The organism is Paracoccus beibuensis, from assembly GCF_026162625.1.
Taxonomy (GTDB): domain Bacteria; phylum Pseudomonadota; class Alphaproteobacteria; order Rhodobacterales; family Rhodobacteraceae; genus Paracoccus; species Paracoccus beibuensis.
The window spans coordinates 128,060-142,855 of sequence record NZ_JAOTBD010000004.1 but is presented as its reverse complement, the minus strand read 5'-3'; the positions used below and the strand labels follow the sequence as shown (position 1 = coordinate 142,855).

The window sequence follows — 14,796 nt, the reverse complement described above, 5'->3', positions numbered from 1 at the left end:
CGCGTTCTGCTGGAAAACAGCAGGGCCCGTTCCCATCTGTCACCGACAAGATCTTGTGCGAATCCCGCCAAGTTGCCACGATAGAACCAGACGCCTGAGCAGGAGAAAGATTTGGGTCTGACCCCGACGCCCCCCGTGACCACCCCCTCGGCGGAAACCCTTCTGGAATTTCCCGACAACCGGCTGCTGATCGACCTGTGCGGCGCCAACGACCGGCATCTGGCCCGTATCGAGGAGGCGCTTGGCGTTCATATCCTGCGCCGCGGCAACCAGCTTGGCATCGTCGGCGGCCCCGAGGCGCAGGCCGAGGCGGCGCAACTGCTGCGTGGTCTCTATGCCCGGCTGGAACAGCAACGCCCCGTCAGCATGGCCGAGATCGAGGCCGCCTTGCGCATGGGGGTCGAGCCCGTGGCCGACGTCACCCCCGCCGAACAACTGGAGATGTTTGCCCAAGGCAATTACGAACTGCGCACCCGCAAGAAATCGGTCGAGCCGCGCACCGACGCGCAGAAGGCCTATGTCAGGTCGCTGTTCCAGAACGAACTGGCCTTCGGCATCGGCCCCGCCGGCACCGGCAAGACCTATCTGGCCGTCGCCGTCGGCGTGACCATGCTGATCGGCGGCCATGTCGACAGGATCATCCTGTCGCGCCCCGCCGTCGAGGCGGGCGAACGGCTTGGCTTTCTTCCCGGCGACATGAAGGAGAAGGTCGATCCCTACATGCAGCCGCTCTATGACGCGCTGAACGACTTCCTTCCCGGCAAGCAGATGCAGAAGCTGATGGAGGAAAAGCGCATCGAGATTGCGCCCTTGGCGTTCATGCGCGGCCGCACCCTGTCCCGCGCCTTCGTGGTCCTGGACGAGGCGCAAAACGCCAGTTCCATGCAGATGAAGATGTTCCTGACCCGCCTTGGGGAAGGATCGCGCATGGTCATCACCGGCGACCGCACCCAGATCGACCTGCCGCGAGGGATGCAGTCGGGGCTGGTAGATGCCGAAAAGGTTTTGAAGGACGTCAGGGGCATCAGCTTCAGCTATTTCACGGCCGACGACGTGGTGCGCCACCCGCTTGTCGCGCGGATCATCAAGGCGTATGACGCCGAGGAAGTCGCGGCCCTTGCCCGAGGCGAAACAGAGGAACCGCGCGGGCAATATGTCCCCCGCCGGGCAATTCGGAACGATGCCTGAAGTAATATCCGCCGACTGCGTGATCGAGGATGACAGATGGCAGGCCGCCGGGCTTGAAGACCTGGCGGCCCGTGCGGTCACCGCGGCACTGTCCTGGCACCGCGTCGGCGGAGAGGTCGTCGTCATGGGCTGCGCCGATGCCCGCATCGCCAGCCTGAATGCCGATTTCCGCGGCAAGCCGCGCGCGACGAACGTGCTGTCCTGGCCGTCGGTTGAGCATGCGCCGCGGCAGCCGGGCGCGGCACCTGTCCTGCCGGACGAGGACGAGCTTGGCGACATCGCCATCGCCTTCGAGACCTGCGTCGCCGAAGCGCAGGCGCAGGGCAAGCCGTTCGATCATCACGTCCTGCACCTGCTGGTCCACGCGACGCTGCACCTGCTGGGCTATGACCACGAGAACGATCCCGACGCCGAGAGCATGGAGGCGACCGAACGCGCCATCCTGCAGATTCTCGGCGTGCCGGACCCCTACCAGGAGACAGACCCATGAATTCCGAGGCCCGATTATCCGAAACCGGCTATGACGACCCCGAAAGCCACGACGAGGAGCCGCCGAGTACCCGCGGCTTCTTCGGCCGCGTCTTCCACGCCCTGACCGGGTCCGAGGACGAGGCCGCGGGCGAGGGCAGCCGCCACGTCGCCGGCGCGCCCGGACTGGTGAACCTGCGCCGGATGCGCGTCGACGACGTTGCCATCCCCAAGGTCGAGATCATCGCCGCGCCGCTGAACGTCACGCTGGACGATCTTGTGACGATGTTTCGGGAACATGGCTTCTCGCGCATCCCCGTCTTCCGGGGCACGCTGGACAGCCCGCTTGGCCTGATCCACCTCAAGGATCTGGCGTTGAAGCACGGCTTCGGGGCGGGCGGCAAGTTCACCTTGCGGCCGATGCTGCGTCCGCTGCTTTACGTCCCCCCATCCATGCCCATCGGCGTCCTGCTGCAGCAGATGCAGACCAAGCGCATCCACATGGCGCTGGTGATCGACGAATACGGTGGCGTCGACGGCCTTGTGACCATCGAAGACCTGATCGAGCAGGTCATCGGCGAGATCGAGGACGAGCACGATGAGGATGAAGGCGGGCTCTGGGTCCATGAAAAGCCGGGCCAGTGGCTGATCCAAGCCCGCGCCGACGTCGGCGATGTCGAGTCCGAAACCGGCACGCGCCTGACGGATGACGACGAAGAGGTCGACACGCTCGGCGGCCTGATCTTCATGCTGACGGGACGGGTTCCGCTGCGGGGCGAGGTCATCTCTCACCCTTCTGGGGTGGAGTTCGAGATCGTCGATGCCGATCCGCGCCGGCTGAAGCGGATCAGGATGCGCCTGCCGAGCGTGGCGACCGCCACCGATCCCAAGGCCGTGCCGGAGACGGTTGAAAATCCTGGCTGACCGGGCTCAGGGTGTCTCGAATCGCGACAGCATCGCGTCGATGAATATCTCCCGCGGACCGGGAAGTTCCATCATCACCTCGTGGCGGGTTTCGGCGACCTCCAGAAGGTCGCCGTTCGGCCACCTGAACGCACGGTCGCGGATGGCCTGGACCGAGACGACCCGTTCCTCGGACCCGACGGCGACCAGCATCGGCTGCGGCGGCGAGGGGATGCGCGACAGGCGCGCGCATTCGTTCAGGGCTTTTGCGACCCAGTCGAAGCTGGCGCCGCCGATGGTCAGGTCTGGCCACGTGGCGGCCTCTCTCAGAAGCCGGGCCCATTCGTCGACGCTGTGGGTCAGAACATTAGCATCGAAGCTTTCGTCCAGGAAATAGGTGGTCGACGAACCGCCGCTGCGGGGGGCGGGAAACCCGCCGCGACCCAGTCGCCCGGCCAGGTAGGCGATCCCCAGCGCCATGCCCTGCTGCGCGCGCCGCAAGTTGATCCCCCACATCGGGGCCGAGAACACCGCCGTGCGAACCGGCAGGTCGCCCTCAAGCGCCGCAAGACCAATGCAGCCGCCCATCGAATGCGCAAGCAGGTTCCAGGGCCGTGGCAGGTCCAGCGCCTCGGCCGCGACGACCATCTCGACCACGTCGTGCTGGTAGTCCGAGAATTCGCGGATATGGCCCGGACGAGGATTGGCCTGAAGGCGGTCCGACAGCCCTTGTCCGCGCCAGTCGACGGCAAGGACGTCATAGCCTTCGGCATTCAGCCGGTCGGCGATGGGGGCGTATTTCTCGAAATACTCGGTCCGGCCGGGGAACAGCAAGACCGTGCCCCGGCTGTCGGCGCGTGCCGACCAATGTGCAAGGCGCAGCCTGACGCCGTCCTCTGCCCTGACGAAGAAGGCGCTGGCAGGCGCCTTCGTGTCGTCGGGCAGCTGGTGGAACGGCGCCGGCTCCATCAACTCAGGAGAGCGCCTGGCCCAGCTGCATCGCCACGCCCATCGAGCCGTCGATCTTCAGTTTCCCGGTCATGAAGGCGGTGGCGGGGTTCACGTCGCCGTTCAGAATCCCCTCGAAGGTCTCGCGGCTGGCGATCAGCGTCACCTCGGCCTCCTCGTCGCCTGCGCGCACGCCGCTTTCGTCGATCATGATCGCGCCTTCGTCCTTGATCACGAACTTGGCGGTCGATCCGAAGGTGCCGATCTTCTTGCTCAGCTTTTCGACGGCGGCATTCACAACATCGCTCATTTTGGTCCTTTCAACGCGCTTTGTCTGGCGCCCGACCTGCGGGCTGGGTTACACCACAGTTATGCGCCTGGACCGTAACATTTTCCATGATGCCGTCACGGCACTGCGTCGCAATCTTCTGACGATCTTACTCATATCTGCTACCGCCTTCCCTGCCGTCGCACAAGACACGCTCAACGACGCTTTCGATCGGCTCGCTCAATCGGAAGGCGAAGGCTGGCGGAACGCCGAAAGCGACATCCTGCGGGAATGGTCGCGGTCCGGATCGCCCGCCATGGACGTGCTGCTGCAGAGAGGAGAGGCCGCGCTGGACATGGGGGACATCCCCGCAGCCGTCGGCCACCTGACGGCGCTGACGGATCACGCCCCGGACTTCGCCGCAGGCTTTCATGCGCGGGCCGCGGCCTATGCAGCGGCGGGACAGTTCGGCCCCGCGCTGGCCGATCTGGCGCGCACCCTGCAGCTGGAACCGCGCCACTTCGCCGCCCTGACGCAGCTGGGCGTCATGCTGGAGGAGATGGGGCAGGACGACCGCGCCTTGGCCGCCTATCGCGAGAGCCTGAAGATCCATCCCCACCAGCAGGAAGCAATCGACGGTGCGGCACGTCTGGAACGCAAGCGCCTCGGCACCGATATCTAGGGCATGAACATGACGACGCGCGGGCGGATCACCGCCATCCTGGGGCCCACCAATACGGGCAAGACGCATCACGCCATCTCGCGGATGCTGGGCCACCGGACGGGCGTCATCGGCCTGCCGCTGCGGCTTTTGGCCCGGGAGGTCTATGACCGCATCGTCAAGGCACGCGGCCCATCGGTCGTGGCGCTGGTGACGGGGGAAGAGCGGATTGTCCCCGACCGCGTCCAGTATTGGGTTGCCACGACCGAGGCGATGCCCGACATCGCCGCCGATTTCGTCGCCATCGACGAGATCCAGCTGTGCGCCGACCCCGAACGGGGCCACGTCTTCACCGACCGGCTGCTGAACATGCGCGGCCTGCACGAGACGCTGTTCCTGGGCAGCGACACGATGCGCCCGGCCATCGCCGCGCTGGTTCCCGAGGCGCAGTTCGTGCGGCGTGAAAGGTTCTCGACCTTGACCTGGTCGGGGTCCAAGAAGCTGTCGCGGATGCCTGCGCGCAGCGCCATCGTCGGCTTCAGCGTCGATGATGTCTATGCCATGGCCGAGTTGATCCGCCGCCAAAAGGGGGGCTGCGCCGTCGTCATGGGCGCCCTGTCGCCCCGGACCCGCAATGCGCAGGTCGAGATGTACCAGAACGGCGAGGTCGATTACCTCGTTGCCACCGACGCCATCGGAATGGGTCTGAACCTGGACATCCGCCACGTCGCCTTCAGCGCCACGCACAAATTCGACGGCCGCCGGGTCCGCCCGCTGTTTCCCCACGAGATGGGCCAGATCGCCGGACGGGCAGGGCGGCACACCGAATCCGGCACCTTCGGCGTCACCGGCGACGCGCAACTGCTGGACGAGGGGTTGATCGACGCGCTGGAGAACCACCGCTTCGCGCCGATCCAGCGCCTGACCTGGCGCAACGGCGCGCTGGAGTTCGGGACGATGGACCGGTTGGTCGACAGCCTTGAAGCGGCCTCGGGACACGAGCTTTTGTCCCGGGGCCGTGAGGCCGATGACGTCGCCGCGCTGAAGATCCTGCGCGAGCTGCCCGAGATCCGCGACCGCGTGCAGGGCGGCAAGGACGTCCGCCTGCTGTGGGAGGTCTGCCGGGTGCCCGATTTCCGCGGCATCTCGCAGATGGAACACGCGACGCTTCTGGCGCGAATCTTCGGTTTCCTTCAGGATGGACATATTCCTGCAGACTGGCTGGACCGCGCGATCAAGCGCATCGACAAGACCCATGGCGACATCGACGCCATCTCGAAGCGGCTGGCCTATATCCGGACCTGGACCTATGTCGCGCAAAGAACGAACTGGGTTGCGGACGAAAAGCATTGGCGAGCCGAGACGCGCGCTGTAGAAGACCGCCTGTCAGATGCGCTGCATGCGGCGCTGACCCAGAGATTTGTGGACCGGCGCACATCCGTGCTTCTGCGCCGGCTCAACCAGAAGGAGAGCCTCGTGGCCGAAGTGAATGACAAGGGCGAAGTGACGGTCGAGGGCGAATTCGCCGGTCGGCTGGAAGGATTCCGCTTCCGCCCCGACCAGACCGCGACGGCGGACGAGGCGAAGATGCTGAACCGCGCCAGCTACGAGGCGCTGCGCCCCGAGTTCCACCTGCGCGCCGACCGCTTCTACAATGCCCCCGACACCGAGATGGACTATACCGAGCAGGGCGGGCTCATGTGGGGCAACCAAGCCGTCGGCAAGCTGGTCAAGGGCTCCGACCCGCTGCATCCCGGCGTCGAGGTCTTCGTGGACGAGGAAGCCGGTGCCGACATCGCCGACAAGGTGCGCAAGCGTGCGCAGCATTTCATCGACCGCAAGGTCGCGGCGCTGTTCGAGCCGCTGATCGCACTGCAGAAGGACGAGGCACTGACCGGCCTGGCCCGCGGCTTTGCCTTCCGGCTGGTCGAGGCGCTTGGCATCCTGTCCCGCGACGGCATTGCCGCCGAGGTCAAGGATCTGGACCAGGAGGCCCGTGGCGCGCTGCGCAAGCACGGCGTCCGCTTTGGCCAATTCACCATCTTCATGCCGGCGCTGCTGAAGCCCGCGCCGACGCGGCTGCGCCTTGTGCTGTGGTCGCTGACCGAGGGGATGTCCGAGTTCCCGGAAAGTCCGCCCCCTGGCCTGGTGACCATCCCGCACCTGACCGAGGTGCCCGACCAGGTCTATACGCTGTCGGGTTATCGTCCCGCCGGCGACCGCGCGATCCGCATCGACATGCTGGAACGTCTGGCCGACCTGCTGCGTGCGCAGGATACCCGTGGCGGGTTCGAAGCCAATCCCGACATGCTGTCCATCACCGGCATGACTCTGGAACAGTTCTCGGGCCTGATGCAGGGGCTGGGCTACGCTGCCGAAAAGGGCGAGCGGGCCAAGGTCAAGGCTGTCGAGACGCCTGTCGTCACCCCTGCACCCGAGAGTGAGGGTTCCGACGCGCCCCTGACCGAGGAAGAGTCGGTTCTGGCCGCGGAAACCCGCGCCCGTTGGGAGGCAGAGCAGGCCGAAAAGCGGCTGGCCGAGGCGCCTGACGCGGAAGCTGCCCCCGAGGATGCCCCCGCACCCGAGATGGAGACGTTCTACACGTTCCGTTGGGCGCCGAAGCCCCGTGGCAACCGCCGCCCGCAGGGAGATCGCCCGCAAGGGGATCGGCCGCAGGGTGAAGGGCGCCGTGGCGGTCAGCGCCGGGACGGGCAGCGCGACGCGCAACAGCCGGAGGGCGCCCGCCGCGAAGGTCCGCGCCAGGACGGCCCGCGGGGCGATGCGCCGCAGGGCGAACGCCGCGGTGGCCACGGCAAGCCCGGCGGCAAGTTCGGCGGCCCGAAGAAGGGCGGCAAGCCGGCGCACCAGGGGCCCAAGACCTTCTCCTCGCGCCCCGAGAAGAAGGCCGATCCAGACAGCCCGTTTGCGATCCTGGCGGCGCTGAAGGACAAGAACTGACGTGACCGAAGAGGCCGGTGGCCTGAGGCTGGACAAATGGCTGTTCTACGCGCGCCTCTTCAAGACGCGAGGCCTGGCAGCGGACCGCATCGAGGGCGGCGGCATCCGCGTGAACGGCCAGCCCTGCCGCAAGCCCGGTCGGTCCGTCCGGCCCGGTGACCGGCTGACGGTCTCGGCGCATGGCCATGTGCGGGTCCTGACCATCGCGGGCTTGGCGGCCCGCCGCGGCCCGGCGTCCGAGGCGCAGCACCTCTACACTGAAGATCGCGACGGGTTGATTGATCCGCCCGAAGCGACTACGTGACACTCCGAACATCAAGGCAAGAGCGACCCGATGACCTATGTGGTGACCGACAACTGCATCATGTGCAAATACACGGACTGCGTCGAGGTTTGCCCCGTGGACTGTTTCTACGAGGGTGAGAACACGCTGGTCATCCATCCCGACGAATGCATCGACTGCGGCGTCTGCGAGCCGGAATGTCCTGCCGACGCGATTCGTCCGGACACCGAGCCGGACATGGATACGTGGGTCGAATTCAATCGTAAATATTCCGAGATGTGGCCTGTCATCACCCGCAAGAAGGACCCGCTGCCGACGGCGGCCGACATGGATGGGCAGGCCGGCAAGCTGGAGAAGTACTTCTCGGAAGCGCCGGGCGAGGGCGACTGAACCGATTCGGGTCGCAGCGTCCGCGCCGCGATCTGCAAGTCGCTGACGAGTATGAGAATTTTTGTAGGTGCCGACCGAAAACCGGCATCAATCCTGACGCTTTTTCTGGCGTCATTTTTGTGTTATATTCCCTCAAGTAGCGCATCGTCTGCAAGACCTTGCCGCATGTTGCCACCTCCGCGCCCTCTGCCGGGACGGAGAGACCTGTCAGGATCAAGATGGACCGAGGGGGGTGAAGCCCCCCTGCGGCCCTTTGTGCCCGTCATCCGGGCGCGTACCAGAGGAAGCCAGATGTCGAAATCCAAGAAGAACGAATTCCGCCCCGATGACTTTGTCGTCTATCCGGCCCACGGCGTCGGTCGCATCGTGTCGATCGAAGAACAGGAAGTCGCGGGGCTTCGCCTGGAGATGTTCGTGATTTCGTTCGACAAGGACAAGATGACCCTGCGCGTGCCGACCGCCCGCGCCAGCGAGATCGGAATGCGCAGCCTGTCGACCCCCGACCTGATCGACCGTGCGCTGGAGACGCTGAAGGGCAAGGCCCGCGTCAAGCGGGCCATGTGGTCGCGCCGTGCGCAAGAGTATGAACAGAAGATCCACTCGGGCGACCTGATGTCGATCGCCGAGGTTGTGCGCGACCTGCACCGCAGCGACGACCAGCGCGAGCAGTCCTATTCCGAGCGTCAGCTCTATGAGGCCGCTCTGGACCGCCTGACGCGCGAGGTCGCGGCTGTCGGCGGGCTGGACGAAGGGGGCGCCCAGAAGCGCGTCGAGGAAGTCCTGATGACGCGCGCGGCCTGATCCACCCAAGAATGATCCTCAGAGGCGTCCCCGTGGCGCCTCTTTGCGTTACAGGGGCGTTGTTCCGGTCGTGGACAACGATGGTCGGGCTGGTATAAGGCGGCCAGCATCAAAGCACAGTATCTGAGGCACATCATGATCAAGGTCTTCGGCCACACCTCTCCGGACACGGATTCGACCGGCTCGCCCATCATCTGGGCCTGGTACCTGACCGAATGCCGCAAGACCCCGGCCGAGGCGGTCCTGCAGGGCGAGCCCAACACCGAGGCCGCCTGGATGCTCGACCGCTGGAGCCTGGCGAAACCGCAGATCATCGCCGATGTCGCCGCCGGCGACCGCTGTGTGATCGTGGACACCAACAACCCGGCCGAACTGCCGGCTTCGATGAACGAGGCCGAGGTCATCGAGATCATCGACCACCACCTGCTGGCCGGCGGCATCAAGACACGTGCACCGATCAACATCACGATCCGTCCCCTGGCCTGCACCGCGACCATCATGCACGACCTGATCGGCGATGACATGGCCCGCGCGCCCGAGGGCATCAAGGGCGCGATGCTGACCTGCATCCTGTCCGACACGCTGGAATTCCGCAGCCCGACCACCACGCCGCATGACCGCGCCGTGGCCGAGAAGCTGGCCGTTGACCTTGGCGTCAACGTCGCCGACTTCGCGTCCGAGATGTTCGCCGCCAAGTCCGACGTCAGCGCCTTCAGTGACGCCGCGCTGCTGCGCATGGACAGCAAGGAATACGAGCTGGGCGGCAAGCAGCTGCGCGTCTCGGTCCTGGAAACCACGGCGCCGCAGGTCCTGCTGGACCGCAAGGCCGCGCTGATGGCCGCCATGCCCGGCGTTGCAGCCGAGGACGCTGCAGACCACGTCCTGCTGTTCGTTGTCGACATCCTCCGCGAGGAAGCGACGCTGCTGGTCCCCAACGACTTCGTCAAGTCGGTCGCCGAGCGCAGCTTTGGTGTCACCGTCACCGGCGACACGGTGGTCCTGCCGGGCGTCATGAGCCGCAAGAAGCAGATCATCCCGGTCCTGGCCGTCTGATGACTCGCATCATCACTTCGCTGGCCGAGATCTCGGCCAGCTATGACGCGCTGTTCTGCGATCTTTGGGGTTGCCTGCACAATGGCAAGCACCCCTTCGCCGCCGCCGTCGCGGCGTTGCAGGCGTTCCGGGCGCAGGGCGGCAAGGTCTGCCTGATGACCAACGCGCCGCGGCCGAACCAGTACGTGATCCGCCAGCTGGACCGCATGGACGTGCCGCGCGACTGTTGGGATCTTGTGGTCAGTTCGGGCGATGCGGCGCAGGACGCCATGTTCGACGGCGCCGTTGGCCGCAAGCTGTGGCACATCGGGACCGAAAAGGACCTCGGCTTCTTTACCGACATCCCGGACGATCACCGCGACGCTGCCCCGGTCAGTCGCGTTAAGTTGGAGGAGGCCGAGGGCATCGTCGCCTCGGGCCCCTTCGACGAGCTGCACGAGACGCCCGAGGATTATCGCGAGCGGTTCCTGTCGGCGCGCGACCGGGGTCTGCCGATGCTGTGCGCCAATCCCGACATCGTTGTGGACCTGGGCGAGACGCGCATCTATTGCGCAGGCGCCCTGGCCGAGTACTACGAGAGCATGGGCGGCAAGGCCCTCTATTTCGGCAAGCCGCATGCACCTATCTATGATCGGGCGCGCAAGCTGATGGGGCTTGGCGCGGACGCGCGCATCCTGGCGGTCGGCGACGGGATCGCGACCGACATCAAGGGTGCCGAGGCGCAGGGTATCGACTCGATCTTCGTCACCGGCGGGCTGGCCGCAGATGCCTTCGGCAGCGATGTCGAGAACCCCGATGCCACATTGCTGCGCGACTGGCTGTCGGTGCAGCAGCGATCCCCCACCTACGCGATCGGCAGGCTTCGCTGAAACAATCAAGGCGCCTGCCCCTCGGGAGCGGGCGCCTCCAATCTTGCGATGACGGACACTTTGCTGCCTTTATCTGGTTCTTCTGGAAATTTTGTTGCGCTGAAGTATTCACGCTGCTAAGCAAAATGCGAACAGGGAACGGATAACGCAAGTGGAGCGCAGGATGCTGGACAACCTTCCCCGCGGCACGATCGTCATCGAGGATCTCGAGATCGGGATGACGCGGTACCTGCAAAAGCACATAACCGACCGCGACATCGAGATGTTTGCCGAGGTGTCCACCGACCGCAACCCGGTGCACCTGGACGAGGACTATGCGCGGGACACGATCTTCGAGGGGCGGATCGCCCACGGCATGCTGACCGCGGGCCTGGTGTCGGCGGTGATAGGGGAACAGCTTCCGGGGCATGGGACGGTCTATCTGGGGCAGACGCTCAAGTTCATGGCGCCGGTGCGTCCTGGCGACCTCGTGCGCGCCGAAGTGACCGTCGAGACGATCGACCACGCGAAACGGCGTGTCACGCTTGCAACCCGGTGCCTCGTGGGCGATACGGTCGTGCTGAAAGGCGAGGCGGTCGTGCTGGCCCCAAGCCGCAAGTTCGACTGAAGGGACGCGCATCCAGCGTTCCAGTGGGGGCGCATTGCAGATCCATCGCGATTGGACCGGACTTCCGGCAGAGGCATGCGGCGCGACGGTTGCCATGGGCAACTTCGACGGCGTCCACAAGGGGCATCGAGCCGTCATTGACGTCGCCCGCGCTGCCGCCGCTGCACCACTGGGAATTGTGACCTTCGAGCCGCATCCGCGGGAATATTTTGCGGGAGACGGGCCTTCATTCCGGCTGATGAACGCCGAGGCGCGGGCGAACCGCTTGGCGCGGCTTGGCGTCACGCAGCTTTACGAACTGCCCTTCGGGCCCGTTCTGGCGGGACTGTCGCCCGAAGCCTTTGCCCGCGAGGTTCTGGTCGAGGGGCTGGGCGTCGCTCATGTCACTGTGGGGGCCGATTTCTGCTTTGGCAAGAACCGCGCCGGAACGGCCGGGACCCTGTGCGACCTGGGCCGGCAACTGGGCTTCGGCGTCACCATCGTTCCGCTGGTCGGCGCCGAAGGGGCGGAATACAGCTCGACCGCGATCCGTCAGGCCCTGACCGAGGGGCGGACGCATGACGCGGGGCGCATGCTGGGCCACTGGCACCGGATCGAAGGCGAGGTCGTGCATGGCGACAAACGCGGCCGGGACTTCGGCTGGCCGACGGCGAACATGCGCATGGACGGGCTGCACCTGCCGCGGCTTGGCGTTTATGCGGTGCTGGTCGATGTCCTGACGGGGCCGGACCGGCTGTCGTGCCAGGGGGTCGCTTCACTTGGCGTGCGGCCGATGTTCGGCAAGAACGAACCCAATCTCGAGGTGCACCTCTTCGATTTTTCGGGCGACCTTTACGGGCAGCACCTCTCGGTGGCGCTGGTCGATTTCGTGCGCGACGAGGCGAAGTTCGTCGATGTCGAGACGCTGATCGCCCAGATCGCCCATGATGCGCAGGACGCCCGGCGCCTGCTGGCGGGCCGCTGATGCGTGACCGTTTCTGGGAGCTGCCGCTTCCCAAGCTGACCGGCGAGGAATGGGAGGCGCTCTGCGACGGGTGCGGCAAGTGCTGCCTGAACAAGATCGAGTTCGAGGACACGAACGAGTTGGCCTTCACCCGCGTCGCCTGCAAGCTGCTGGACGGCGAGGCGTGCCGGTGCAGCAGCTATGCCAACCGCCACGACTATGTTCCGGACTGCGTTGTGCTGACGCCCGCGAAGATCCGCGAGATCGCGTGGTGGCTGCCCGCGACCTGCGCCTATCGCCTGCGCCACGAGGGCAAGCCGCTCTATGACTGGCACTACCTGATTTCGGGCGACCGGGACAGCGTACACAAGGCGGGCGTCAGCGTGCGCGGCTGGACCGTCAGCGAATTGACCGTCACTGAAGACGATTGGGAAGACCATATCATCGAGGACCTGTCATGAACTTTGCATCCGACAACGCCTATGCCGCCCATCCTGCCGTGATGGCCGCGCTTGAGCGGGCGAACTCGGGTGCAATGATGGGGTACGGCGCGGATCCCGTCACGGCCGAGGCCGAGGCCGCTATCCGCGATCTTGTGGACGCGCCGGAGGCGGTGGTGCGCTTCGTGGCGACGGGAACGGCCGCCAATGCGCTGGTCTGCGCGCAGCTGTCGCCGCCCTTCGGCCGCATCTATTGCCATGATGACGCGCATATCGAGACCAGCGAATGCGCCGCGCCCGAGTTCTTTTCGCACGGGGCGAAGCTGGTGACGCTGCCCGGCACGGGTGGCAAGCTGTTGCCCGAGGTTCTGGCCGAAGCGATCCGTGTCGGCGCAGGCGGGGGCCTGAACGGAGGACGGAACGCGATGGTGTCGATCACCAATGCAACGGAATGGGGCACCGTCCATACCCCGGCCGAGGTTGCCGACCTGGCCGCCGTCGCGAAAGAGGCGGGGCTGCCGCTGCACATGGACGGCGCCCGGTTCTCGAACGCGGTGGCGTCGCTTGGTTGCAGTGCGGCCGATCTGACCTGGCGGGCCGGGGTGGACGCGCTGTGCCTGGGGGGAACCAAGAACGGCGCCATGGCCGCCGAGGCTGTCGTCTTCTTCGACGCCGGGCGCGCCGAGGCCTTCGACTATCGCCGCAAGCAGTCGGGGCATGTCTTTTCCAAAAGCCGCTTCCTGGCGGCGCAGATGCTGGCGCTGGCGACCGATGGGCTGTGGCTGAAGCTGGCGGATGCCGCCAATGCCAAGGCCCGAGCCCTTGCCGAAGCGGTCGAGGCCGGGGGTGGACACCTGCTGCAGCCCGTGCAGTCGAACGCCGTCTTTGCGGCGATTCCGGCGGAAACGCATGCACGCGCCAGGGCGGCCGGCGCTGTCTATTACCTCTGGCCTGACAAGTCGGCCGAGGGGATGAACCCCGTGCCGTTACGGCTGGTCTGTGCCTGGGACACGCCGGACGATCACGTCGAGGCGCTGGCGGCAATCCTGCGCGGCTAGGTCCGCAGCGCGTCCAGAAGCAGGTTCAGCGCATGCTCGACCGTGGCCGCGCGGACGCGCTGGCGGCCGATGGCGCCGAACTCGACTGTCGAGGTGGTGACGCCGAAGTGCTGCGCAACGCCGAAGCAGACACGGCCTTCGGGCTTATGCTCTGACCCGCCGGGGCCTGCGATGCCGGTGACCGATATGACGATACCGGCATCGGAGTTGCGGAGCGCACCCGCCGCCATTTCTCCCGCCACTTCCTCGCTGACGGCGCCATGATCCGCCAGCGTGTCGCGCTGCACGCCCAGCATCTGCATCTTGGCGACGTTGGAGTAGGTGACGAAGCCGCGGTCGACGGCGTCGGACGACCCCGGAACCTCGGTCAGGGCGCCGGCGATCAGCCCTCCGGTGCAGCTTTCGGCAGTCGCGATCAGCACGCGGCGGGCGCGGGCGGCCTCCAGAACCTCGGCGGCGACGCTCATAGCATCATCGGGATGTGAAAGGCCGCGGCCGCCACCATCGTCGCCAGACCCGCGAAGATGCCGGCCCAGAGGTCGTCGACCATGACGCCGCGCACGTCGTGCCGCCGGTCGACCCGGCCGACGATGCCGGGCTTCCAGATGTCGAACAGGCGGAAGAACAGGAAGGCCGCCACCCAGCCCGGATAGGGGAAGCTGTCGGCGGGCAGGCCCATCATCCAGAACCCGAAGGACGGGAACAGCAGCGCCACCCACTGGCCGCCGATCTCGTCGATGACGATCTCAGGGCGGTCGGGATCGGTCATGCCTGCCGTGTGGCGGCGGACGGCCCAGAACCCCAGTGGGATGACCAGCCCGGTCGCCAGCGCCAGCAGCGGGAAATGCCCGATGCGGTGCAGCAGCAGGCCAAGGCCAACGGCGACGATCGATCCCCAGGTGCCTGGGCCGGGGCGCAGCAGCCCGGCGCCGAACCAGATGCAGAGCAGGCGTTCCAT

The 14,796-nt window shown here is 66.2% G+C and carries 18 protein-coding genes; 14 read left to right on the top strand and 4 right to left on the bottom strand.

Features of this window, described 5'->3' with window-relative positions; genetic code table 11:
- The first annotated feature begins 111 nt into the window (after window positions 1-111).
- From OC159_RS04615 to OC159_RS04605, 3 genes are read left to right on the top strand one after another with little or no spacing between them, the layout of a single operon-like run.
- Window positions 112-1,188, top strand: coding sequence for a PhoH family protein (locus tag OC159_RS04615; RefSeq protein WP_265499976.1), 1,077 nt, complete (start codon window positions 112-114; stop codon window positions 1,186-1,188).
- The gene (gene ybeY / locus OC159_RS04610; RefSeq protein WP_265499975.1) at window positions 1,181-1,678 is read left to right on the top strand and encodes an rRNA maturation RNase YbeY; all 498 of its coding nucleotides are present in this window, start codon (window positions 1,181-1,183) and stop codon (window positions 1,676-1,678) included. Before OC159_RS04615 ends, ybeY begins: the two co-directional genes overlap by 8 nt.
- Window positions 1,675-2,580, top strand: coding sequence for a transporter associated domain-containing protein (locus tag OC159_RS04605; protein ID WP_265499974.1), 906 nt, complete (start codon window positions 1,675-1,677; stop codon window positions 2,578-2,580). The genes ybeY and OC159_RS04605 overlap by 4 nt, the downstream gene beginning before the upstream one ends.
- Before the next feature lie 6 nt (window positions 2,581-2,586).
- On the opposite strand, the gene OC159_RS04600 is transcribed toward OC159_RS04605, so the two are convergent.
- Together OC159_RS04600 and OC159_RS04595 are read right to left on the bottom strand one after the other, a co-directional pair.
- Complete coding sequence (locus OC159_RS04600; RefSeq protein ID WP_265499973.1) at window positions 2,587-3,528, bottom strand: alpha/beta hydrolase; 942 nt, start codon at window positions 3,526-3,528, stop codon at window positions 2,587-2,589.
- Between the two features lie 4 nt (window positions 3,529-3,532).
- Entirely contained in the window at window positions 3,533-3,817 is a 285-nt protein-coding gene (locus tag OC159_RS04595) for an SCP2 sterol-binding domain-containing protein (RefSeq protein WP_265499972.1), read from the bottom strand.
- Window positions 3,818-3,878: 61 nt separating this feature from the next.
- Here OC159_RS04595 and OC159_RS04590 point away from each other — a divergent pair, with 61 nt between their 5' ends.
- The 11 genes from OC159_RS04590 to OC159_RS04540 all read left to right on the top strand — a co-directional run bounded on the left by OC159_RS04590 (window position 3,879) and on the right by OC159_RS04540 (window position 13,838).
- On the top strand, window positions 3,879-4,457 hold the full coding sequence (locus OC159_RS04590; RefSeq protein ID WP_265499971.1) for a tetratricopeptide repeat protein: 579 nt from the start codon (window positions 3,879-3,881) through the stop codon (window positions 4,455-4,457).
- A gap of 9 nt (window positions 4,458-4,466) precedes the next feature.
- Entirely contained in the window at window positions 4,467-7,394 is a 2,928-nt protein-coding gene (locus OC159_RS04585) for a helicase-related protein (protein ID WP_265500053.1), read from the top strand.
- A gap of 1 nt (window position 7,395) precedes the next feature.
- Window positions 7,396-7,698, top strand: a complete 303-nt coding sequence (locus OC159_RS04580; protein ID WP_265499970.1) for an RNA-binding S4 domain-containing protein — start codon at window positions 7,396-7,398, stop codon at window positions 7,696-7,698.
- 30 nt (window positions 7,699-7,728) lie between these two features.
- On the top strand, window positions 7,729-8,067 hold the full coding sequence (gene fdxA, locus OC159_RS04575) for a ferredoxin FdxA (protein WP_265499969.1): 339 nt from the start codon (window positions 7,729-7,731) through the stop codon (window positions 8,065-8,067).
- A 291-nt stretch (window positions 8,068-8,358) separates the two neighbouring features.
- Window positions 8,359-8,868, top strand: a complete 510-nt coding sequence (locus OC159_RS04570; protein ID WP_265499968.1) for a CarD family transcriptional regulator — start codon at window positions 8,359-8,361, stop codon at window positions 8,866-8,868.
- A gap of 135 nt (window positions 8,869-9,003) precedes the next feature.
- On the top strand, window positions 9,004-9,921 hold the full coding sequence (locus tag OC159_RS04565; protein ID WP_265499967.1) for a manganese-dependent inorganic pyrophosphatase: 918 nt from the start codon (window positions 9,004-9,006) through the stop codon (window positions 9,919-9,921).
- Window positions 9,921-10,790 (top strand): TIGR01459 family HAD-type hydrolase, encoded by an 870-nt coding sequence (locus OC159_RS04560; protein ID WP_265499966.1) that lies wholly within the window; start codon window positions 9,921-9,923, stop codon window positions 10,788-10,790. Before OC159_RS04565 ends, OC159_RS04560 begins: the two co-directional genes overlap by 1 nt.
- Window positions 10,791-10,953: 163 nt before the next feature.
- Window positions 10,954-11,397 carry a MaoC family dehydratase gene (locus OC159_RS04555; RefSeq protein ID WP_265499965.1) on the top strand — a complete coding sequence of 148 codons (444 nt, stop codon included), beginning with the start codon at window positions 10,954-10,956 and terminating at the stop codon, window positions 11,395-11,397.
- A gap of 34 nt (window positions 11,398-11,431) precedes the next feature.
- Window positions 11,432-12,361, top strand: coding sequence for a bifunctional riboflavin kinase/FAD synthetase (locus tag OC159_RS04550; protein ID WP_265499964.1), 930 nt, complete (start codon window positions 11,432-11,434; stop codon window positions 12,359-12,361).
- Window positions 12,361-12,801, top strand: coding sequence for a YcgN family cysteine cluster protein (locus OC159_RS04545; protein ID WP_265499963.1), 441 nt, complete (start codon window positions 12,361-12,363; stop codon window positions 12,799-12,801). The genes OC159_RS04550 and OC159_RS04545 overlap by 1 nt, the downstream gene beginning before the upstream one ends.
- A complete protein-coding gene (locus OC159_RS04540) occupies window positions 12,798-13,838 on the top strand; it encodes a threonine aldolase family protein (protein WP_265499962.1) in 1,041 nt (346 codons plus the stop codon). The genes OC159_RS04545 and OC159_RS04540 overlap by 4 nt, the downstream gene beginning before the upstream one ends.
- Here OC159_RS04540 and OC159_RS04535 read toward each other — a convergent pair.
- On the bottom strand, window positions 13,835-14,305 hold the full coding sequence (locus tag OC159_RS04535; RefSeq protein ID WP_265499961.1) for a CinA family protein: 471 nt from the start codon (window positions 14,303-14,305) through the stop codon (window positions 13,835-13,837). The genes OC159_RS04540 and OC159_RS04535 overlap by 4 nt on opposite strands.
- Window positions 14,302-14,796, bottom strand: a complete 495-nt coding sequence (locus OC159_RS04530; RefSeq protein WP_265499960.1) for a phosphatidylglycerophosphatase A family protein — start codon at window positions 14,794-14,796, stop codon at window positions 14,302-14,304. Before OC159_RS04530 ends, OC159_RS04535 begins: the two co-directional genes overlap by 4 nt.